At 65.7% G+C, this 19688-nt stretch carries 21 protein-coding genes; 10 read left to right on the forward strand and 11 right to left on the reverse strand.

The genetic code is table 11. The annotated features are described in order from the left end of the window. Window positions 1-101: 101 nt before the first annotated feature. Together ACFO0A_RS10840 and ACFO0A_RS10845 are read right to left on the reverse strand one after the other, a co-directional pair. Entirely contained in the window at window positions 102-1328 is a 1227-nt protein-coding gene (locus ACFO0A_RS10840; protein ID WP_379539019.1) for a pyridoxal-dependent decarboxylase, exosortase A system-associated, read from the reverse strand. Further along, window positions 1325-2821: an acyl-CoA ligase (AMP-forming), exosortase A system-associated gene (locus ACFO0A_RS10845; protein ID WP_379539020.1), complete on the reverse strand. Its 1497-nt coding sequence runs from the start codon at window positions 2819-2821 to the stop codon at window positions 1325-1327. The genes ACFO0A_RS10840 and ACFO0A_RS10845 overlap by 4 nt, the downstream gene beginning before the upstream one ends. Before the next feature lie 86 nt (window positions 2822-2907). Between ACFO0A_RS10845 and ACFO0A_RS10850 the strand changes: the two genes are divergently transcribed. The 4 genes from ACFO0A_RS10850 to ACFO0A_RS10865 are packed head-to-tail and all read left to right on the forward strand — an operon-like array spanning window position 2908 to window position 5760. Further along, window positions 2908-3972, forward strand: a complete 1065-nt coding sequence (locus tag ACFO0A_RS10850) for a GNAT family N-acetyltransferase (RefSeq protein WP_379539021.1) — start codon at window positions 2908-2910, stop codon at window positions 3970-3972. Between the two features lie 13 nt (window positions 3973-3985). Continuing rightward, window positions 3986-4294, forward strand: a complete 309-nt coding sequence (locus ACFO0A_RS10855; protein WP_379539022.1) for an acyl carrier protein — start codon at window positions 3986-3988, stop codon at window positions 4292-4294. 6 nt (window positions 4295-4300) lie between these two features. Further along, window positions 4301-4987 carry an alpha/beta hydrolase family protein gene (locus ACFO0A_RS10860; protein ID WP_379539023.1) on the forward strand — a complete coding sequence of 229 codons (687 nt, stop codon included), beginning with the start codon at window positions 4301-4303 and terminating at the stop codon, window positions 4985-4987. An 11-nt stretch (window positions 4988-4998) separates the two neighbouring features. Next, complete coding sequence (locus tag ACFO0A_RS10865; RefSeq protein WP_379539024.1) at window positions 4999-5760, forward strand: hydrolase 1, exosortase A system-associated; 762 nt, start codon at window positions 4999-5001, stop codon at window positions 5758-5760. Between the two features lie 4 nt (window positions 5761-5764). Here the strand turns inward: ACFO0A_RS10865 and trxB are convergent, their stop codons facing one another. Further along, window positions 5765-6742 carry a thioredoxin-disulfide reductase gene (gene trxB, locus ACFO0A_RS10870; protein ID WP_379539025.1) on the reverse strand — a complete coding sequence of 326 codons (978 nt, stop codon included), beginning with the start codon at window positions 6740-6742 and terminating at the stop codon, window positions 5765-5767. Between the two features lie 110 nt (window positions 6743-6852). Here trxB and ACFO0A_RS10875 point away from each other — a divergent pair, with 110 nt between their 5' ends. Beyond that, the gene (locus ACFO0A_RS10875) at window positions 6853-7563 is read left to right on the forward strand and encodes a DUF899 family protein (protein ID WP_379539026.1); all 711 of its coding nucleotides are present in this window, start codon (window positions 6853-6855) and stop codon (window positions 7561-7563) included. Here the strand turns inward: ACFO0A_RS10875 and ACFO0A_RS10880 are convergent. The 3 genes from ACFO0A_RS10880 to ACFO0A_RS10890 are packed head-to-tail and all read right to left on the reverse strand — an operon-like array spanning window position 7560 to window position 10140. After that, the gene (locus ACFO0A_RS10880; protein ID WP_379539027.1) at window positions 7560-8354 is read right to left on the reverse strand and encodes an enoyl-CoA hydratase-related protein; all 795 of its coding nucleotides are present in this window, start codon (window positions 8352-8354) and stop codon (window positions 7560-7562) included. The genes ACFO0A_RS10875 and ACFO0A_RS10880 overlap by 4 nt on opposite strands. Continuing rightward, window positions 8351-9358 (reverse strand): DUF2889 domain-containing protein, encoded by a 1008-nt coding sequence (locus ACFO0A_RS10885; protein ID WP_379539028.1) that lies wholly within the window; start codon window positions 9356-9358, stop codon window positions 8351-8353. Before ACFO0A_RS10885 ends, ACFO0A_RS10880 begins: the two co-directional genes overlap by 4 nt. Beyond that, window positions 9355-10140: a tyrosine-protein phosphatase gene (locus ACFO0A_RS10890; protein ID WP_379539029.1), complete on the reverse strand. Its 786-nt coding sequence runs from the start codon at window positions 10138-10140 to the stop codon at window positions 9355-9357. The genes ACFO0A_RS10885 and ACFO0A_RS10890 overlap by 4 nt, the downstream gene beginning before the upstream one ends. A 110-nt stretch (window positions 10141-10250) precedes the next feature. Here ACFO0A_RS10890 and ACFO0A_RS10895 point away from each other — a divergent pair, with 110 nt between their 5' ends. Further along, entirely contained in the window at window positions 10251-11216 is a 966-nt protein-coding gene (locus tag ACFO0A_RS10895; protein WP_379539030.1) for an alpha/beta hydrolase, read from the forward strand. After that, complete coding sequence (locus ACFO0A_RS10900; RefSeq protein WP_379539031.1) at window positions 11213-11944, forward strand: enoyl-CoA hydratase/isomerase family protein; 732 nt, start codon at window positions 11213-11215, stop codon at window positions 11942-11944. Before ACFO0A_RS10895 ends, ACFO0A_RS10900 begins: the two co-directional genes overlap by 4 nt. Window positions 11945-11950: 6 nt before the next feature. Here ACFO0A_RS10900 and ACFO0A_RS10905 read toward each other — a convergent pair whose 3' ends face one another. From ACFO0A_RS10905 to ACFO0A_RS10925, 5 genes are read right to left on the reverse strand one after another with little or no spacing between them, the layout of a single operon-like run. After that, the gene (locus tag ACFO0A_RS10905; RefSeq protein WP_379539032.1) at window positions 11951-12736 is read right to left on the reverse strand and encodes an enoyl-CoA hydratase; all 786 of its coding nucleotides are present in this window, start codon (window positions 12734-12736) and stop codon (window positions 11951-11953) included. Beyond that, complete coding sequence (locus tag ACFO0A_RS10910; RefSeq protein ID WP_379539033.1) at window positions 12733-13485, reverse strand: N-acyl homoserine lactonase family protein; 753 nt, start codon at window positions 13483-13485, stop codon at window positions 12733-12735. The genes ACFO0A_RS10905 and ACFO0A_RS10910 overlap by 4 nt, the downstream gene beginning before the upstream one ends. A 2-nt stretch (window positions 13486-13487) precedes the next feature. Further along, entirely contained in the window at window positions 13488-14270 is a 783-nt protein-coding gene (locus ACFO0A_RS10915) for an SDR family NAD(P)-dependent oxidoreductase (protein WP_379539034.1), read from the reverse strand. A 16-nt stretch (window positions 14271-14286) separates the two neighbouring features. Continuing rightward, window positions 14287-14721, reverse strand: coding sequence for a hotdog fold thioesterase (locus ACFO0A_RS10920; RefSeq protein WP_379539035.1), 435 nt, complete (start codon window positions 14719-14721; stop codon window positions 14287-14289). Next, window positions 14718-15917, reverse strand: a complete 1200-nt coding sequence (locus tag ACFO0A_RS10925) for a M20 metallopeptidase family protein (protein ID WP_379539036.1) — start codon at window positions 15915-15917, stop codon at window positions 14718-14720. The genes ACFO0A_RS10920 and ACFO0A_RS10925 overlap by 4 nt, the downstream gene beginning before the upstream one ends. A gap of 163 nt (window positions 15918-16080) precedes the next feature. Here ACFO0A_RS10925 and ACFO0A_RS10930 point away from each other — a divergent pair, with 163 nt between their 5' ends. The 3 genes from ACFO0A_RS10930 to ACFO0A_RS10940 are packed head-to-tail and all read left to right on the forward strand — an operon-like array spanning window position 16081 to window position 19659. After that, window positions 16081-17175, forward strand: coding sequence for an acyl-CoA dehydrogenase family protein (locus ACFO0A_RS10930; protein ID WP_379539037.1), 1095 nt, complete (start codon window positions 16081-16083; stop codon window positions 17173-17175). Then, on the forward strand, window positions 17172-18377 hold the full coding sequence (locus ACFO0A_RS10935; protein ID WP_379539038.1) for an acyl-CoA dehydrogenase family protein: 1206 nt from the start codon (window positions 17172-17174) through the stop codon (window positions 18375-18377). The genes ACFO0A_RS10930 and ACFO0A_RS10935 overlap by 4 nt, the downstream gene beginning before the upstream one ends. Before the next feature lie 31 nt (window positions 18378-18408). Beyond that, window positions 18409-19659, forward strand: a complete 1251-nt coding sequence (locus tag ACFO0A_RS10940) for an acetyl-CoA C-acetyltransferase (RefSeq protein WP_379539039.1) — start codon at window positions 18409-18411, stop codon at window positions 19657-19659. Window positions 19660-19688: the final 29 nt, after the last annotated feature.

Raw genomic sequence — 19688 nt, forward strand, 5'->3', positions numbered from 1 at the left:
GCCTGAAAAGGGTGAAGATACCGTTAGCCTTGATCGCCTCGGCATCGGGGTAATGGCCGGGAAGGCCGCACCCCACAGAGGGACACGGGGGAGCGCGAAGCCTAAACCAGCATCTCGATGGCGGGGCCCTGCCCGAGGAAGGCCGAAGGACTGGCCGTCGCCCCGTAGGCGCCGGCGCAGAACACCGCGACCAGATCACCGACCTCGGCCCGCGGCAATTCGGCGCTATCCGCCAGACGATCGAGCGGAGTGCACAGGCAGCCCACGATGCTCGCGACCTCCTCGGCCGGTTGGCCATAACGAGATGCGATGGCGACAGGATAATTGCGGCGGATCACCGTGCCGAAATTGCCACTTGCGGCAAGCTGGTGATGGAGGCCGCCATCGGTAACTAGAAACGTCTCGCCGTGGCTCTCCTTGCGGTCGACGATCCGCGTCAGGTAAATACCCGCCTCACCGACCAGCCATCGCCCCAGTTCAATACAGAACTGCGTATCGGCAATAGCTTGGGGAAGATTATTCATCCGTTCTGACAACGCGTGGCCAATGGCTGCGATATCGAGTTCGCGATCACCCGCGAAATAGGGAATTCCGAACCCGCCCCCAAGATTGCAGGCCGGTAGGGGCGCGCCGCTTTCCTCGGCAAGGTGGGCCGCCAGTTCCAAACTCTGCGCCTGGGTTTCGGCGATCGCCGATGGATCGAGCGCCTGGCTCCCGGCGAAGATGTGGAAGCCGCGCCATTCGGCGCCTGAGCCGATAATCCTGCGTGCGAGCGCAGGAACGCGCGCAGCGTCTACCCCGAAAGGCTTGGCCCCGCCTCCCATCTTCATGCCCGAGCCCTTGAGTTCGAATTCGGGGTTGACCCGGATTGCGAGGCGCGGGGTCACCCCGGCGCTGTCGGCCAGCGCCAGCGCACGGGTCGCCTCGTTCTCTGACTCCAGATTGATCGTCACCCCGGCTCGAATAGCCGCGGCCAGCTCGCGATCGCGCTTGCCCGGCCCCGCAAAGCTGATCGTCGAGCCGGAAATGCCAGTTGTGGCCGCGATGGCGAGTTCACCTCCCGAAGCGATGTCGAACCCGTCCACGAGTTCATGCATAACCTCAAGAACAGGCGGATAAGGGTTTGCTTTGACGGCATAATGAATCGCAAGTCGTTCAGGGATGGCCTTTCGCAGCGAGGCAACGCGATCGCGGATCATTGCCGCGGAATAGACGAAAAGCGGGGTATCGCCCGCCCGTTCGACGAGTTCGCTGGCCGTATGGCCGGCGATCGCGAGCTCGCCGCCAAGTGTCTCGAACCCGGCCGGTATCGGTCCCACAGGCTTCATGCAGGTTCTCCGGCCAGTTCGCGGGCGAGCCCGGCGCGATCGAGCTTGCCGTTGGAGCCGAGCGGCATCGTCTGGCGCCAGGAGACCGCTCGCGGAACCATGAACGCAGGCAAGGCGCGGGACATCGCGGCCAGCAGCGCAGCGCTGCGGTCGCCGTCGTCAGGCGCGGAACTGGCTCTTGCGACCAGATGGATAACCTGGCCCAGGCGGGCGTCGGGTATTCCGACAGCCACTGATTCCGCGACCAGCCCCGTCTCCATCGCCGCATCCTCGACTTCCTGCGGGCTGATCCGGTTGCCTGCGCTCTTGATCATGGCGTCGCGGCGGCCGACGAAATAAAGCAGGCCTTCGGCGTCGCGGCGGACGCGATCGCCCGACCAGACCGCCATCCCGCCAAGTCGCGACCATGCCGGCGCGGGTCTGAAGCGTTCTGCGGTTCTTTCCGCATCACGCCAGTACCCTTGCGCCACCAGCGGGCCAGCGTGGACGAGTTCTCCCTCCTCGCCGACCGCGGCCTCGCTCCCGTCGTCGGCCGCGACCATGACTTCGGCAAAGGGAATCGCGCGGCCCATCGAGGTTGGATGACTGTCGACCAGCGATGGATCGAGGTAAGTGGAACGAAAGGCCTCGGTAAGCCCATACATCGGATAAAGCGCGGCATTGGGGAAAAGCCTGCGCAACCGGCCGACCAGTTCCGCCCCTAGCGCGCCCCCGCTGTTGGTGAGGCGCCGCAGATTCGCCGCGACCCCCTCCGGCCAGTCATGCTCGACAAGCTGGATCCAGAGCGGAGGAACCGCCGCCAGGGTCGTCGCATCGTACCGGTCCACGGCCTTGATCACGTCGCGCGCCGTCAGGTAATCGAGAGGGATCGCAGCCGCGCCAGCGTACCATGCGCAGAGCAACTGGTTCTGACCGTAATCGAAGCTAAGCGGAAGAACGGCCAAGATCCGGTCCTGCGGCGTGAGCGCAAGGTATCGGGCAACGCTGACGGCACCAAGCCACAGGTTCGCGTGGCTGAGCATGACGCCCTTGGGACTGCCGGTCGACCCGCTGGTATAAAGGATCGCAGCAAGGCCGGCAGGGTCCTGTTCGGATGGGTCGAGCGCCACTCCAGCCGTCTCGGCAGCCTCCCAGGCGGCCAGCTCGTCGACTGCCACCGCATCGGCAAGGTCTCCCCGCTCCAAAGTGGCGAGGCGCGCTGCGTTCGAGATCAGCACCTTCGCGCCGCTGTCGGCCAGGATATGGGCGACCTGCGCATGCTTGAGCAATGGGTTGATCGGCACGTGGACGAGCCCGGCGCGTGCCGCGGCCAGGGGCATCAGGCAGGCCAGTTCGGTCTTTGCCAGCCAGGTCGCAACTCTCGCCCCCGGTTCGGGAACGAAAGTCCTTAACCAGCCACTAAGCACGGCGATACGGGAGTTTAAGTCCTCGAAGCTAAGCACACGATCGCGCAGGATGAGCGCCGACGCCCGCGGGTCTCCCTGCAGGATCACGCGGTCGATCGGGTGCGCAACAGGAATCGGATCGTCACGCAATGCTTGTCGGTCTGCCTTGATCGAGGATCGGACGCGGGTCGGTAGTGAACGAAGTCGACTATCTCGTTAATCTTGCTGAGGTGCAAGGCAACCGCGTTCTGGCGCCGTTCCTCGATCGCCAGCACCAGTCCGCGCCCTTCGATAGGATGGAGTGGTGGGCGTCGCTGGCGCGACACTGCCGGCCCGCTGACGAACCGCTGATTGCGGTCAAGCAGGGCCCCGGCGGGGGCGTCGCCCTGCCCCTGATGCGGCACGCGGGCTCGAACACGCTGGAAAGCCTGGCCACCTGGTACAGCTTCTGGGCCCGGCCTGTTAGCTGGGGCACGCCCGAAATTTCCGCCCTGATGCCAGACCTTGCCAGAGGCCTTGCCGGGAAGACGCACCGGATAACCCTGGCGCCGCTGCCCCGCGGAGACGCCGATCTGGTCGAGCACGCGTTTCGCGCCGGGGGCTGGTCGGTCCTTCGCGCGGCCTGCGACGTCAATCACTACCTGGCTGTCGATGGCCGCACGTTCGCGCAGTATTGGGCGACGCGCCCGACGCGGCTGCGCGAAACGGTGCGACGCAAGTCTGCCGGGGGAACGTTGCAGCTCCGGATCGAGGACCGCTTCTCGCCCAACGACTGGGCCGATTACGAGGCGATCTATCGCGCGAGCTGGAAGCCGCGCGAGGGGAGCCCCGCCTTTCTTCGCGATTTTGCCGAAAGCGAAGGGCGCGCCGGCACCTTGCGGCTGGGGATCGCCAGCATCTCGGGCCGTCCGGTTGCCGCGCAATTCTGGACGGTCGAGGGCGGGACCGCGTTCATTCACAAGCTGGCCCACGTCGAGGATGCGCGGGACCACTCGCCCGGCTCGCTCCTGACCGCCGCGATTATGGAACGCGCAATCGATGTCGACAGGGTGAGTGAGGTAGATTTTGGGACGGGTGACGATCCGTACAAGCGCGACTGGATGGACGGCCGGCGCCCGCGCTATCGCCTCGACATGCACTGGACCCGAGACCCGAGGGCCTGGGCCGGATTTGTCATGGCGTCAGTCCGCCATCTGCGCCTGCGCCAGCTTAGTCCTTGTGCCGCTGAATGGTCACGGTTAGACGCCCGCCAGCAGTGAAACCGGTGATGTGATGCACGAACGCAAGAGCTTTGACGGGGTGGATCAGGTGCAAACGACTGACACGATCCTGCGGGGCATCCTGCGCGACGTGCTTGGGCTGCGCCCCGGCCTGGCCGAGGGGTTCGACAAGGACACCGAACTGTTCGGATCGCTCCCGGAACTCGACTCGATGGCCGTCGCCGGGCTTCTCACCGAGCTCGAAGACCGTCTCTCGATCATCATCGACGATGATGAGGTCGATGGTGAACTTCTTGAAACCTATGGAAGTCTTCTCGCTTTCGCGGAAGCGAAACGAGACCGGCGCCCGCCGGGCGCCTGAGGCAGCGTGCTGACGGCCTGGCCCTGCCCTGCCGCGGCCGGCGAAACGATCAGCCACACACAGGAATTCGCCCTCGAGACCGGACCGGGCGATGGGCCGCGCGTACTCGTCATTCCGGCATTGTTCGAAGAAGCCAACCGCACGCGGCGCCTTCTGGTCTCGACGATGCGCATGCTGGCGGCGGAAGGAGTTGGCTGCGTTCTTCCCGATCTTCCGGGCTGCAACGAAAGCCTTTCCCCGTTGGGCAAGCAGACCCTTTCATCGTGGCGTAATGCAGTGAACGCGGCCCTGTCGCACTTCGGGGCCGCGCATATCCTAGCGGTGCGAGGGGGAGCCAGCCTGGCTCCCGCCGGTGTGATTGGCTGGCGGCTGGCGCCGGCCCCTGGCTCGGTTCTCCTGCGGCAGATGGTTCGCGCGCGCATGCTGGCGGACCGCGAAGGTGGAAATTTTCGTCCCGAAGAGGACTATCACGTCGAAGGGCGGACGCACGGGATAACGCTTGGCGGATATCGCCTCAGCGCGCAGATGGTGAGTGAACTGGAAGCCGATGGCGCGCCGCCGCTCGATGCGCTGCGCGATATTGCGGCGGACGCGCTGCCCGGCAGTCCGCTGTGGCTGCGAATCGAGCCTGGCGAAAATGCGGCACAGTCGCGCGAGCTGGCCCAGATGATCGCTAGCGAGATCCTGCATTGAACCGCTTTCACATGACTTTCGCGTGCGACGGTTCCGCGCTGGCGGGGACGATCGACCCTGCGCCTTCGTCGACAGGGTTGATTATCGTCAGCGGGGGCAACGAGATCCGCAGCGGATCGTGGGCCGGCCAAGCGCTGCTGGCGACCCGGATTGCAGCGGGCGGTCACCCGGTTCTCCGCTTCGACCGGAGAGGCGTTGGCGACAGCGAAGGCGACAATCGCGGATTTCGGAGCAGCGCCAAAGATTTGGCCGCCGCAATCGAGGCATTTACCGAACACCAACCGCAACTGCGCAGGATCGTTGCCTTCGGAAACTGCGACGCTGCCAGCGGACTCGCGCTGTTCGCCGCCGAGGCCGGGCTGGACGGACTCGTCTTGGCCAATCCGTGGACGCTTGAAGGTGACGATACGGCCGTTTCGCCGGCTGCGGTGCGGCGGCGTTACTGGGCACGCCTGTCCGATCTACGACAATTGCGCCGGCTTTTCACCGGTGGCGTTGATCTGGGCAAGGTAGCGCGCGGTTTGAAAAGCGCGGTCGCGCGATCTCCCGAATCTACGTTGGCAGCGGAGATGCGCGAAAGGCTCAGCCGCTTCGGCGGCCGGGCGACAATCCTCCTGGCCGAGCGGGACCGAACCGCGGAACTGTTCCTTGCTGTCTGGGACGACGCAACGACGCCGATCGAGCGGTGTCTTTCAGCCTCGCACAGCTTTGCCGAGGGAGCCGCTTTCGATTGGCTTACCGAACGCGTACTCGCCGCCCTCGCCCGAGAATGACCGTTCAGACGACAGGTTCGGCGTGGCTTGCTACCGCAAACTCACGCTCCGCCAGGAAGCGTTCAGCGTCCAGGGCGGCCATGCACCCGGTTCCGGCCGCGGTCACGGCCTGGCGATAGACGTGGTCCATCACATCGCCGCAAGCGAATACACCGGGCACTTGCGTCTTAGGCGTGCCCGGCTCGACCTTGAGATAGCCGGCATCGTCCAGCGGGAGCTTGCCCTTGAACAGTTCGACGGCGGGCGCATGCCCGATCGCGACGAACGCGCCATCGGTAACGACCTGAGAGCGTTCGCAGGTCACGGTATCGACCAGCGCCACGGCAGTGAGCCCCGCGCCGCCCAGATCGCCGACGAAATGATCGACGGCCTTGTTCCACATCACGGTGATGTTGGGGTGAGCGAATAGGCGGTCCTGCAGGATACGCTCGGCGCGAAGGCTGTCGCGGCGGTGGATCAGGGTCACGTCCTGGCTGTGGTTGGTGAGGTAGAGTGCCTCTTCAACCGCGGTGTTGCCGCCTCCGATCACGACCACCTTTTTCCCGCGATAGAAGAACCCGTCGCATGTCGCGCAGGCCGACACGCCCTTGCCGCCAAATTCCGCCTCGCCCGGTACCCCGAGCCACTTGGCCTGCGCCCCGGTCGCAATGACCAGCGTTTCGCCTTCGTAGATGTCCCCGCTGTCGCCGATCGCGCGGAACGGCCAGCCGGAAATGTCGACCGAGGTAATCGTGTCCCACAAAATCCGCGTGCCGACGTGTTCGGCCTGCGCCTGCATCTCCTGCATCAACCAGGGCCCCTGGATCACGTCGCGAAAGCCGGGATAATTCTCGACGTCGGTCGTGATCGTAAGCTGGCCGCCGGGCTGGAGTCCCTGGACGACGATCGGCTTCATCCCGGCGCGCGCGCCATAGATCGCGGCCGAAAGGCCGGCCGGGCCCGATCCTATGATGAGCATTCTGGTGGTGTGAGTAGTCGCCATGGTTCCCTCCGACCCGGCCAGATAGTCATTCCGCCGCCGCGATGCGAGTCCGCGCGAAACCCGAACGGAGGATTGCCGTTGATTACGCGAGAACCAACGGAGCTTTCACAATGACGTCCGAAGCGCTGCCGTCTCCTGCCCAGCTGGCCGAACGCCGTAAGCCACGAATTGAGGGCGAAAGCGCGGAATATGCCCAGGCGCGCCAAGGCCTGCTCGCCGACGAGATCGCGCTTCGCCGGCAAATCGAGGCGGTGGCCGCGCGACGCCGTGCCCTGCCGCCCGGCCCGGTGATCGCCAAGGACTATTCCTTCAATGCGCCGACAGGAGAGAGAGTCGGGCTGGCGGACATTTTTCGAGGCCACGACACGCTGCTCGCATACTTCTGGATGTACGGGCCGGACCGCGCCCGGCCCTGCCCCATGTGCACCAACCTCCTTGGACCGCTCGACGCGAATGCCGCGGATCTCGAACAGCGCGTGGCGGTCGCCATCATCGGGCGGTCGAGCGTCGAACGGCAGAAGGCGTTCGCGGTGGAGCGTGGCTGGCGAAACCTGAAGTTCTACCAAACCTGCGGCGACGAGTTTCCCGTCGATTTCGGCGGCTTCGATCCGCAGACGGACTACGAGTATCCCGTCCTGATGGTGCTGAAGCGCGAAGACGGCGGCGCGGTGCGCGTGTTCTGGATGGGCGAAATCAGTGGGGAAATGGCCGATCCTGGTCAGGACCCGCGGGGCGCTCCCGATCCGTCACCGCTTTGGACGATGCTCGACCTCACGCCCGAGGGCCGGGGCACCGACTGGTATCCCAAGCTGGAATACTAGGCGCGCCCATGCCAGCGCGGGGCGCGTTTCTCGGCAAAGGCCAGCGGACCCTCGCGCGCGTCTTCGCCTTCGCGCCAGGCGGCGAACGCGGGATACGCGCCCTGCGCCGCCATCGCTTCGGCGATTCCGCGCTCGGCCAGGCCGCGCATCACGGTTTCCTTCGACGCGGCAAGCGCCTGCGGCGAGCAGCGCAGGATTTGATCGCACCATCGCTCGGTCGCTTGCTTGAGTTCGCCGGTCGGGACGACCTCGGTAACAAAGCCGAGCCGCGCACCTTCGGCGGCGTCGACGCGCCGGGCGGCGAGGATCATTCCCATCGCCTGTTTCAGGCCGATCTGCCGAGCAAGCCGGTGCACCCCGCCACCCAGCGCCACCGCGCCGACCAACGGCTCGGGCAACCCGAAGCTCGCGCTATCCGCGGCGATGACGATATCGCAGGCCAAGGCGATCTCGAAGCCGCCGCCCAGCGCCAGGCCGTTGACCGCGGCGATAAACGGCTTGTTGCAGTCGAACCGCTCGATCAGCCCCGCATAGCCGTGAGGAGGGTAGCTGCGATGTCCCCCGCTGCTTGCGACGGCCTTGAGATCGGACCCGGCGCAAAAGGCCCGTTCGCCCGCGCCGGTGACGACGCAGATTTCCTGCGCAGGCTCGTCAGCGAAAGCGTTGAAGGCAGCCTCCAACTCGTCGTGCATCGCCGGATTGATCGCGTTCATCACCTCGGGCCGGGAAAGCGTAACGGTCGTGACGGGCCCCGCCCGGTCCACGACAATATGCTGGAAGGGAGCGGTCATGGCAGCGCCTCGGCAAGCTTGGGAATGTCGGCAAAGCCGCGCAGGACGTCGTTGAGGTGCGTGCAGCCCAAGGTCCCTGGCAGGACCTCGACCACTGCTTCCCGCAGGTCGGCGACGTTCTGGCCGATCAGCCGGGTGGCCTTGATCGAGGCGCCGGGACATTCGCGATAGGGCAAGATCAGCGGCAGCGCCTGCAGCGCGACAAGGCGCATCGTTCCCGGTTCCACTTCGGCATGGACGCGATACTCGTGGATCGCCATTCGCGCGCCCGTTGGCGTGGTGCCGCTGTCCTGGAACCCGGCATCGATGCGGATCAGGCCGTTGTCTCGCCACAAGTCCAGCCTGCGGGCGCGTCGCATCGTCGGTCCGTTTCCTTCGGGCAAGGGATGCCAGCCCGCCGGGTCTTCGGGATGGACGAGAGGGCCGACCGGCGTGCTGCTTTGCGTCGACTGGCTGAAGCTGCCGTCGGCTTCGAGCGAACTGGCCCCGGCAGCAAAGCCGGTGCAGATATCGACCATCTGTCCGCCGCGCCCCGGCTTGGCCGGCGCTGCCGCTTTCCGGTCCTGGCGCCAGTCATCCTGCCACAGTGACCAGACCCAGCCGGCGACCAGACTGGCACCGGCGAAATCGTCGAGAACCTGGAATTGTGGCGTGCCGCGAATGTCGCCCATGGCGTCGTTCAACGCGCGGCGACTGGCGCCGCCGGCGCGGACCCCCACGAGCTCCTGATCGCGAGGGTGGCGCGGGCGAGTTTCGATCGCCAGTATCTCGCGGGTCGGCGCGGTGCGGATCGTATACCCGCCCTCGGCCAGAGTGACCAAGGTTCCGCCTTCAGCCGGTGTGAAGGCATCACGTGCGCTGCCCACCATCTCCCACGGCTCACCCAGCCCCTCAGGCCAGGACGAATCGATCGAGGTTGTCCGCCTCACCGATCCGGGCAGCCGGAGCGGTGCGGTGCCCGCCGATTGCCGCGCCCATGCGAACTGCGGCGGGACCGCGCTCACGCGAGGTAGTTTGCGCGGATCGCCGCGGCCTTTTCAGGCGATACGCCCAGCACCTCATCGAGATAGGCGTCGAGCGACCCGTGCCGCTCTCGGATCGCGCCAAGTCCTTCCTCGAGGAAGGCGGGATCGACCGACATCAAGGTGCGTACCGCGTCATCCTCGATCGCCTCGCCGTGACTTGCGCGAATGGTCTTCGCGCCCGCTTCGATGCGCGCGTCGATGTTCCCGGCCTCATTGGTCAGAAGGTAATCCGACATGGCATCGTCGGCATGGACGCCCAGCACATGATGGGCGAGCGCCACGGCCAGACCCGTGCGATCCTTGCCCGCCAGGCAATGGAGCAGGCTCGGCTCGGCGCCTGCGGCCAGAGCATCGAAATAGAGGCGGTACGTTCCGACCAGGATCGGCCGCCAAGCCATCCCTTGATAGAGCCGGACCATCGCCCGGTGCGCATCATCGGCGGTGACGATCCCTGCCCCGGCTTCCTCGTGCACCGCCTGTCCGCCAAGGCCCGCGGTCTCGCCAGCGAAGAAGAGGACCTCAGCAGCGAAGTCTTCCGGTCGGGCGCAGGGATACTTTTCCCGCTCGCTGTCACCGCGAAGGTCAATGACCTTTGACAGGCCGAGCGCGGAAACACGCTCGAGATCCTGCGCCGTGGCATCGATATGCTGGCCCGAGCGCCAAAGCCGGCCCGCCTTCACCCGCGCGCCATCGGCGGCAGGATAATTTCCGTAATCGCGAAAATTGTGGATGCCGGTCATCGGCAGGACACGGTGTTGCATGCCCGCTGCCGTTGAGCGCATTGGGGTCCGCGTCAAGACCCGATGTGCGCTGGACAACACGTGACGGCGACGGCACGAAAGCCCCCGTCGCACTTTACGAGGCCCTTTGCATGACCGAGCCTTCGACCCGTCATCTCGTCAACCCGGATTTCCTTCCGGTGATCGATGCCTTGCCGTTCCGCACGTTCGATCACGAGACCCTTCATCAGGCGCGCGCCGAATCCGGCGAGCGCTTCAGGGCGCTGGGCGAGCCTGTCATCGCACCGCAAGTGCGCACGGTCGCCGGTCCGGGCGGCGACCTGGAACTTTACTGCTTCGACCCCGCACCCGGCACATCGGGGCGTGCGGCGCTGCTTCACGTTCATGGCGGCGGAATGTTTCTTGGTTCCGCCCGTGAGATGGCGAGCGGCCCTGCCGGAATTTCGGCCGCGCTCGGCATTCCCGTCGTCTCGGTCGAGTATCGTCTCGCGCCCGAAGCACCCTTCCCTGCGCCGCAAGACGATTGCCTGGCGGCACTGCGCTGGATGTCGGAAAACGCGGAGGAACTGGGCATCGACTCTGCAAGAATAGGCATCCTCGGCGAAAGCGCGGGCGGCGGCCTTGCCGCCGCGACGGCGCTGATGGCGCGCGACACGGGTGGTCCCGCGCTGGCCGCCCAGATCCTCGTCTATCCGATGCTCGACCACCGCACCGGCGGTGATGATTGTGCCTGGCGCAATCGCACTACCGGCGAGTTCGTCTGGACGCGTTCGTCCAATCGCTTCGGCTGGGAGGCGCTGCAGGGCTCCTATCAGGTAGACGATGCGCGGAAGGGGTGGTTCAGCCCGGCCCTGGCTGACGATCTCAGCGGCCTTCCCCCCACGGTCATCCTGACCGGGAGCCTCGACCTCTTCTTCGACGAGGACCTGGACTACGCCCGCCGCCTCGTCGATGCAGGGGTTCCGGTCGAACTCCACAGCTATCCCGGCGCGATCCACGGCTTCAACATCATGCCGGAATCCAGCGTGTCCCAGGCTTTCGCGCGCGACATGCTGGGCGCGGCCAGCCGTCTTCTTGGTCTGGAACCACGAGCATGACCGAACTCGTCCGTTACTCCGCAAGCGGCGGCGTCGCCCGCCTCACCCTCAATCGCCCTGAGAAGCGCAACGCGCTGAACTTGGCGCTATGGGCCGAACTGGAAGCGCATTGCGCTACGATCGAAGCGGCCGGCAACGAGCTGGCCGCCGTTATCCTGGATGCCGAAGGACCCGTGTTCTGCGCAGGCAACGACCTGAAGGAACGGGGCGTGGCCACCCCGCGCGCAAACTACCAGGCAAGCATCGTCACCCGCCTGGCGAACCTGCCCCAGGCGGTCATCGTCGCGGTCCAGGGCGGTTGCTTCACCGGTGGTCTGGAACTGGCGCTGGCCGGAGACATCATCGTCGCGGGCGAGAGCGCCCGGTTTGCCGATACTCACGCCACGTTTGCGCTGGTCCCGGTCTGGGGGATGAGCCAGCGACTGCCGCGCCGCGTCGGCCAATGGAAGGCCCGCGAGATGAGCCTGACCGCTATCCCGGTAAGCGGCGAGGAAGCGGCGCGGATCGGGCTGGCCAATCATTGCGTTCCCGATACCGGACTTGCCGCGAAAGCGGACGAGTTGGCGAACGCGATTGCCGGCCAGAGCCGCCACAGCACCTTCGCGCTCAAGCGGCTCTACCGCGAACAGGCCGATCTGCCGCTTGCCTCCGGGCTGGCGCACGAGGTTTTCAACAGCGCCGGGATTGGTCCCGATTTTGCCGAAAGGGTCGGCGGGCGCTTTGGTTGAATGCGCTCAGCTTGTTTGGGTGCGGCCGCGTTCCATGACCTGAAGACGCCGCGCCTCCACCGCTTCGGCGTCCACCGCGCGGTTCGCTTCCGACGAGATCCGGTGCTCGATCCCCAGACCGTCGGCAAAGCTCTGAGCGTAGCCCACATCGATCAGGTTTTTGTAGGCGCGCACCATTGCCGGATCGGCGGTTGAAATATCTTGCGCCAGCTGCTTCGCAATGGCCAGAAGCTGATCGGCCGAAACCACGCGATTGACGAGCCCCCAGGTGCATGCGGTCTGCGCATCGAGGAAGTTGCCCGACAGCGACAGCTCCTTGGCCCGGCTGATTCCGATCATTCGCGACAACTTCTGGGACAGGCCCCACCCCGGCATTATCCCGATCCGGGCGTGCGTATCGGCAAAGCGCGCATTCTCCGACGCGATCAGGATGTCGCACGCAAGCGCCACTTCGAACCCGCCCGTGATCGCCACGCCGTTGATCGCACCGATGACGGGCTTGCGGCATTGCTCGATTGCCTTGACGGGGTTTTCCTCAGCCCCTTCGGCGTTCGCTGCGCCGAGGTTCGACGTGTCGGCTCCCAATTCCTTGAGGTCGAGCCCGGCGGTAAAGGCGCGAGTGCCCGCACCGGTCAGCACGACGGCGCGAATGTCGTCATCGCGGTCGACTTCGACCATCGCCTGGGCCAACGCTGCCCGAAGACCCTTCGAAAGTGCGTTCATCGCCTCGGGACGGTTGAGCGTCACGATCGCCACCGGGCCGTCGCGCTCGATCTTTACCAGGTCACTCACAGCGCCACTCCCTCCTTGATCGTTGCCCATTGCCGGCCATCGTGGCCGAAGAGTATGCGCGTGCCGCCCGCGCGCGCCTTTGCCAGCCGCTCGAACGTTAGCATGCCCTGCTCGACGTCCACCGTCGCGCGCGGAAGGACCATCATGTCGAGGTTGCGCTCGGTGTAGCAGCAGTCGCCGGCGAGCAGGACTTCCCCGGCGGCAAGCCTTACAATCACGCTCTGATGCCCTTGTGTATGGCCATAAGTGGGCACGATCCGCACGCTGCCGTCGCCGAACAGGTCGTGTTCGCCCGAAATCGCGGCGATCTTCTGGCCGGTATCGTAATCCACCGCCTCGTACAGGCCGGCCTGGGGATTGTGCTGCGCGGTTTCCAGCTCCCGCTTCTGGACGATGATCGTCGCATTGGGCAGCAGCGCGTTTCCGCCGCAGTGATCGATATGGAGGTGCGAGTTGATGACCCAGTCGATGGATCCCGGATCGACGTCGATCGCCTTCAGCCTCGTCGCGATGTCCATGCCTTCGAACCATTGCAGTCCGAATTTGTCGGACGGCAGTGCGTCAGCCAGCTCGCGGCGGTAGCGCACGTGCATCCCGGTATCGAACAGCGCCCGCCCTTTGGGATGGTCGATCAGGTAAGACGGAACCGGACCGCGCAGATAGTCGCCCTCGTCACCCTCTACGAAGTAGCCGGGGCGACACTGGAACCAGCCGCAGTTGAACGCGAAGAGCCGCAGCGTGTCGGTCATCTCTACATCCGCGCCCTTGCGCTCTGGCCGTCGTCGACCCGGATGACCGCACCGGTCACCACCTCGGACGCGGGCGAGACGAGGTAGAGCAGCGTCGAGTCCATCTGCGCGGGCTCGGGCACCCGCTTGCGCGGCAGGTGCTCGCGCGGGTCGCCAATCCGCTCGAACATGCCGTCGGTCATCTCGCTGACGAACATCCCGGGCGCGATGGCGTTCACGTTGATGTTGTTGTGCGCCCATTCGACCGCGAGAGTCTCGGTCATCCGGGCAATGGCGGTCTTCGTGACGGCGTAGAGCGCGGCACCGCCGCCGTCGTAGCGATAGTGCGCGACCGAACTGATATTGACCATCCGCCCGGGCTTCTTCGCCGCGATGAGCCGGCGCGCGACCTCGCACGAAAGAATGTAGGGGCCGCGCAGATTGGTGCCGATCACCTGGTCGATCAGTTCGATCGACATCTTGTGGGCGCGCTGGGCGTCGGGCATCCCGGCGTTGTTCACCAGGATGTCGATTGTGCCGAACGCTTCCTCGCCCTTGGCGACGGCAGCGATCAGCGAATCCGCGTCGGTCGCGTCCAGCGCCACGGCCAGCGCCTGGCCCCCTGCGGCGCGAATCTCGTCCGCCAGCGCCTCAAGCCGGTCGAGCCGCCGCGCGCCGATTACAACCTTGGCCCCGGCCGCCGCCAGGACCCGGGCAAAGCGCGCGCCGAGCCCTGACGATGCGCCGGTCACCAGCGCGACCCGCCCGGTCAGGTCGAACGATACATTTGGCGTGGGAAAGGTCATCGTGGAAGCGTCCTGTCTATTTGCGGTCGAGGGGAATGACCGCACCGGTCATGCGCGAAAGGCAGACGAGGCGCCCCGCCTCGTCAGCGATGCGGATCGTCCATACCTGCACGGTGCGCCCCAGCGATTCGGGTCGTGCGGTCGCGATAACCCAGCCATCGAAGGCAGGGCGCAGGTGATTGGCGTTTATCTCCATCCCGACGGTCACGAACTTGTCCGGGTCAACGACCATAGCGCCCGCGACGGAGGCGATTGTTTCGGCGAGTGCCACCGAGGCCCCGCCGTGAAGCCGCCCGAACGGCTGGTGCGTCCGCTCGTCGACCGGCATTCGCGCAGAAATCCAGTCCTCGCCAACATCGTGAAATTCGATGCCGATGTGACGCGGCAGGGCCTTTTCCCCCATTCGGGTAAGCCGCTCGAGCGAGGGCAGCTGTCCTCCCCACCAGATCAAGCGGCGAACCCTTCGGCCAGGAATTTCGTAGCGCAGCCCGCCAGCAATGCGGAACCCAAAGGCAGCGCGGCTTCGTCGACGATCATTCGCGTGGAATGGATGCCGCAGCAACTCGCAAGGTCGGCCCCTTCGTGCGCAACGCCCAGAAAGAACATCGCGCCCGGCACCTTTTCCAGCACGTAGGAGAAATCCTCGGCGCCCATGATCGGGTGCGGCATCCGGCGGAAGGCCGCGTCGCCGAACAGTTCCGCGCTTACCGCCTCGCCGAGTTCGACAGCGCGCGGATCGCAGATCGTCACCGGAAAGCCGAGCTCGATCGTCACCTTCGCGGAAAGCCCGTGGGCCGAGGCGATACCCTCTGCCAGCCGGGTGAGTTCCGCGTGCAGGCGGGTGCGGTTGCCTGGCGACAGGGTCCGCAGCGTTCCCTTCATCGTCACGCGATCGGGAATGACGTTGTAAGTCGTGCCTGCGTCGATCCTGGCCACCGTCGCAATCACCGGATCGGCGGCATCGAAGTGGCGGGTGATCAGCGTTTGTATCGCCATGACGATCTCGCAGGCGACCGGCACCGGATCGCGTGTCTGGTGCGGCATCGAAGCGTGACCGCCCGCCCCGGTCACCACGATCTCGAGCTGGTCGGCCGAGGCCATCAGCGGCCCGGCGCGTCCGGCCACGAGGCCGTGCTTGCTGTTGGGCATGATATGGAGGGCGAAAGCGGCGTCGGGCAGCGGATCGATCAATCCGTCGTCGAGCATGAAGCGCGCGCCGTGGAACCCCTCCTCTCCCGGCTGGAACATGAACTGGACCTCGCCCGCCAGTTCCTCGCGCCGGGCGCAGAGTATCTCTGCCGCCCCCGCGAGCATCGCCGTGTGCGTGTCGTGCCCACAGGCATGCATCGCTCCTGCGATGGTGGACGAGAAGTCGAGGCCCGTCTCCTCGGTCATCGGCAGCGCATCCATGTCGCCGCGCAGCAGAACGCGGCGTCCGTTGCCGCCGCCGCGCAGGGTGGCGACGAGCCCGGTGGTGGATCCGCCTTCGCGCCATTCAAGCGGGAGATGCGCCAATGCTGCGCGCACCTTGTCGCGTGTCTTGGGCGTCTGAAGTCCCAGTTCCGGCTCGGCATGAATCTCGCGCCGGAGCGAGACGATACGGTCGGCAAATCCGCGGGCATCATCGAGAAGCGTCTGGTTCAGCATGAGAGTTGCTCCCGCAGGATCTGGTTGAGACCTTGGGCATAGTCCGCCCTGGCGAGGTCGTCGAGTAGTGCCGGAGGGCACGAAAATCGATCCCGCGACCGTAGGCTTCGCTTGACTTTTAATCGCGCGATTAAATAGGGACAATGGATAACAAGGAGCCGGGATGTCACTTCTCTACGATGAGGGCCAGCAGGCCATCGCCAACGAATCGCGCCGCGTCCTGGACGCCCGGACCGACAAGGCCCGGCTTCTGGGCTTGCTTGAACAGACTGGCGCTTACGACTCTTCATTTTGGGAGACCGCCAAGGAACAGGGCTGGACCGCGCTCGCACTCCCCGAGGAATTCGGCGGGCTCGCCCTGGGGCTGACCGAACTTGGCATCGTCTCGCATGCCATCGGCGCCGGCACCGCCGGCGCGCCATTCCTCACGACAGGTTACGGCGCGGCGCAGGCGATCCTCGCTTCATCCGACGGGTCAGTAAAGAACGAGTGGCTGCCGCGCATCGCCAGTGGCGAAGCCATCGCCACGGTTGCCTTTGCCGAAGAGCAATCACCCCTGCCCACCCGCCCCACGACTCACCTGAGTGACGGTAAGCTGACCGGGTTCAAGCCGGGCGTTGCGGGCGGCGTTCAGGCCGACCTCGCGGTTGTCCTGGCGCTCGCGGAAGGTGAGCCCGCGCTCGTCCTCACCCGCCTCGACAGCTCGGCGCGCCGGCCGATCGACAGTTTCGACAACAGCCGCGGCTATGCCAACCTCGCCTTCGATGGCGCAGAGGCGACCCTCCTCGTCAAGGGACCCGCCGCGCTCGACAAGGCGGAGGACATCCTCGCCCGAATGGCGCTGATCACTGCGCACGAGCAGACCGGCGGTGCCGAGGCGTTGATGCACATCGCCCGCGACTATGCCGTGACCCGCAAGGCGTTCGGCCAGCCGATCGGCGCGTTCCAGTCGGTCAAGCACCGCATCGCCGAGCTTTACGGACTGGTCGAGATCGCGCGCGCCAATTGCGTCTTTGCCGCCAGCCGCGAGGGCGAACATGATTTCGTCGTCGCCGCCGCAGCGGCCCGCCTGTCCGCCACCGAAGCATACGACACCGCGGCGCGCGACACCGTTCAGGTCCACGGCGGGATCGGGGTCACGTGGGAAGCGGGGCTGCATCTTCACATGCGCCGCGCGCGCAGCCTTGCGATCGAGTGCGGAAACACGATGTTCTGGGAAGACCTGCTGGTCGAACGCCTTACGGGAGTAGCGGCATGAGCGATCTGGACGCCTATCGCGCAAAGTCGCGGGCCTGGCTTGAATCGGTTGCGCCGACGTTCGGCAAGGACGCGCGCCGGGGCCTTTCCGTGGAGGACGACCTTGCCCTCGGCCGCCGCTACATGGCCGCTAAGTTCGACGCTGGCTTTGCCGGAATCAATTGGCCTACGGAGTGGGGCGGGCAAGGTCTGACGCACCTCGAGAAGATCACTTTCGACAGCGAGGAAATGCAGTTCGGGATGCCGGTCGGCTATTTCGGCATCTCGCTGGGCATGCCGGTTCCGATCCTCATGGCGCACGGCCCTGACAAGGCCTGGGCGAAGGAGCGCGTGATCAAGGCGCTGCGCGGCGAGGAAATCTGGTGTCAGCTATTCTCCGAGCCAGCGGGCGGTTCCGACCTTGCCGGACTTCGCACCCGAGCGGTTCCGGACGGCAATGGCTGGTCCCTGACCGGTCAGAAGCTGTGGACCAGCTGGGCGCAGTATTGCGACTATGGCGTGATCGTCGCCCGGACGGACCCCAACGTGCCCAAGCACAAGGGCCTGACCTATTACTGGGTCGACATGAAGGCGCCCGGCGTCGAAGTCCGTCCGATCAAGCTGGCCGGCGGCGACAGCCACGTGAACGAGGTTTTCTTCGATGACGTGAAGCTGACCGACGAGCAGCGCATGAGCCCGGTCGGGGGCGGCTTCGCTGTCGCGATGCACACGCTGATGATCGAGCGGTACATCGCCACCGACAGCGGCGGGTTCGGCCCGCATCTCGACCTGTTCATCGACTTGTCGCGCAACGTCGAGGTCAACCAGAAGCCCGCCATTGAAGATGGCCGCATCCGTTCGGCCATCGCCCGCAATTATGCGATGCGCAGCGGACTGGAAGCGATCACGCACCGCGCGATGGAAATGATGATGGCCGGCATGCAGCCGGGGCCGGAAGGTTCGCTCAACAAGCTTGTCGCGGTGCGAAGCCGCCAGAAGCTGTCGGAACTGGCGATCGATCTGCAGGGTACGACCGGCCTCGCCTTCGATCCGCACGCCTTCGTCAAGGAAGACTGGACAGCGAGCTGGATCAACGCGCCGACCGGCCGCATCGCCGGTGGCGCGGACGAGATGCTGCTCAACACCATCGCCGAAAAGATACTCGGACTGCCGCAGGATCACCGCCCGGACAAGGGCGTGGCCTTCAATCAGATCCCTGCATGACCATCTAACCTAGAGTTTCAGGAGAACTTCAATGGCCGAAGCCTATATCATCGACGCCGTCCGCACCCCGCGCGGAATCGGCAAGCCCGGCAAGGGCGCGCTGAGCCACCTGCACCCGCAGCACCTCGCCGCCACCGTCCTCAAGGCGATCAAGGAACGCAACCACCTCGAGACCGAGACCGTCGACGACATCGTCTGGTCGACCAGCTCGCAGCTCGGCAAGCAGGGCGGCGATCTCGGCCGCATGGCGGCGCTTTCCGCGGGCTATGACGTCAAGGCCAGCGGCACCACGCTTGACCGCTTTTGCGGCGGCGGGATCAGCTCGGTGAACTTCGCCGCTGCCTCAATCATGTCGGGCATGGAAGACTGCGTGATTGCAGGCGGCACCGAGATGATGAGTTACACTTCGGCCTATGCCGCCGAGCAGGCCAACGCCGGCTTGCCGCCCCGCCTGATGGGTGCTGGCCACGATGCGCTGGACGAACTGCATCCGCAGACCCAGCAGGGCGTCGCGGGCGATGCGATCGCCGCGATCGAAGGCATCGACCGCCAGGCGCTCGACGACCTTGCCCTCGTCAGCCAGCAGCGCGCGGACCGCGCGATAAAGGAAGGCCGCTTCGCGAAGTCGGTCGTGCCGGTCCTGAACCCCGACGGCAGCGTCGCACTCGACCGCGAGGAATTCCCGCGGCCCGAAACCACTGCCGAAGGCCTCGCAGCTCTCAAGCCGAGCTTCGAAGCGATGAAGAATTTCGACATGGGCAACGGCAAGACCTTCGGCGACCAGATCAAGCGTCGCTATCCCGACCTTGAGTGGAAGGGCGTGCATCACGCCGGCAATTCGTCCGGCGTCGTCGATGGCGCTGCGGCCATCCTCCTCACGTCGGACGAGTATGCCAAGAAGCACAACCTCAAGCCGCGCGCGCGCGTCGTCGCCTATGCCAACCAGGGCGACGATCCGACGCTAATGCTCAACGCCCCGGTTCCGGCCGCCAAAAAGGTTCTCGAAAAGGCGGGCCTGACCAAGGACGATATCGACGTCTGGGAAATCAACGAGGCCTTTGCCGTGGTCGCCGAAAAGTTCATCCGCGACCTCGATCTCGATCGCGCAAAGGTCAATCCGAACGGCGGTTCGATGGCGCTGGGCCACCCGATCGGCGCGACCGGCTCGATCCTCATCGGCACCGCGCTCGACGAGCTTGAGCGGTCCGGCGGGCGTTATGGTCTCGTTACGATGTGCGCCGCGGGCGGCATGGCCCCCGCGATCATCATCGAACGCCTCTGATTATACGAGCGGGCCGGACCTCGTTCCGG

Source organism: Novosphingobium tardum (genome assembly GCF_042652045.1).
Classification (GTDB): domain Bacteria; phylum Pseudomonadota; class Alphaproteobacteria; order Sphingomonadales; family Sphingomonadaceae; genus Novosphingobium; species Novosphingobium tardum.

Coding starts and splice junctions, on each gene's coding strand:
- ACFO0A_RS10840 (WP_379539019.1), bottom strand. CDS start 1,328: ATGAAGCCTGTGGGACCGATACCGGCCGGGTTCGAGACACTTGGCGGC.
- ACFO0A_RS10855 (WP_379539022.1), top strand. CDS start 3,986: ATGCACGAACGCAAGAGCTTTGACGGGGTGGATCAGGTGCAAACGACT.
- ACFO0A_RS10865 (WP_379539024.1), top strand. CDS start 4,999: ATGACTTTCGCGTGCGACGGTTCCGCGCTGGCGGGGACGATCGACCCT.
- trxB (WP_379539025.1), bottom strand. CDS start 6,742: ATGGCGACTACTCACACCACCAGAATGCTCATCATAGGATCGGGCCCG.
- ACFO0A_RS10875 (WP_379539026.1), top strand. CDS start 6,853: ATGACGTCCGAAGCGCTGCCGTCTCCTGCCCAGCTGGCCGAACGCCGT.
- ACFO0A_RS10880 (WP_379539027.1), bottom strand. CDS start 8,354: ATGACCGCTCCCTTCCAGCATATTGTCGTGGACCGGGCGGGGCCCGTC.
- ACFO0A_RS10890 (WP_379539029.1), bottom strand. CDS start 10,140: ATGCAACACCGTGTCCTGCCGATGACCGGCATCCACAATTTTCGCGAT.
- ACFO0A_RS10895 (WP_379539030.1), top strand. CDS start 10,251: ATGACCGAGCCTTCGACCCGTCATCTCGTCAACCCGGATTTCCTTCCG.
- ACFO0A_RS10900 (WP_379539031.1), top strand. CDS start 11,213: ATGACCGAACTCGTCCGTTACTCCGCAAGCGGCGGCGTCGCCCGCCTC.
- ACFO0A_RS10910 (WP_379539033.1), bottom strand. CDS start 13,485: ATGACCGACACGCTGCGGCTCTTCGCGTTCAACTGCGGCTGGTTCCAG.
- ACFO0A_RS10915 (WP_379539034.1), bottom strand. CDS start 14,270: ATGACCTTTCCCACGCCAAATGTATCGTTCGACCTGACCGGGCGGGTC.
- ACFO0A_RS10925 (WP_379539036.1), bottom strand. CDS start 15,917: ATGCTGAACCAGACGCTTCTCGATGATGCCCGCGGATTTGCCGACCGT.
- ACFO0A_RS10930 (WP_379539037.1), top strand. CDS start 16,081: ATGTCACTTCTCTACGATGAGGGCCAGCAGGCCATCGCCAACGAATCG.
- ACFO0A_RS10935 (WP_379539038.1), top strand. CDS start 17,172: ATGAGCGATCTGGACGCCTATCGCGCAAAGTCGCGGGCCTGGCTTGAA.
- ACFO0A_RS10940 (WP_379539039.1), top strand. CDS start 18,409: ATGGCCGAAGCCTATATCATCGACGCCGTCCGCACCCCGCGCGGAATC.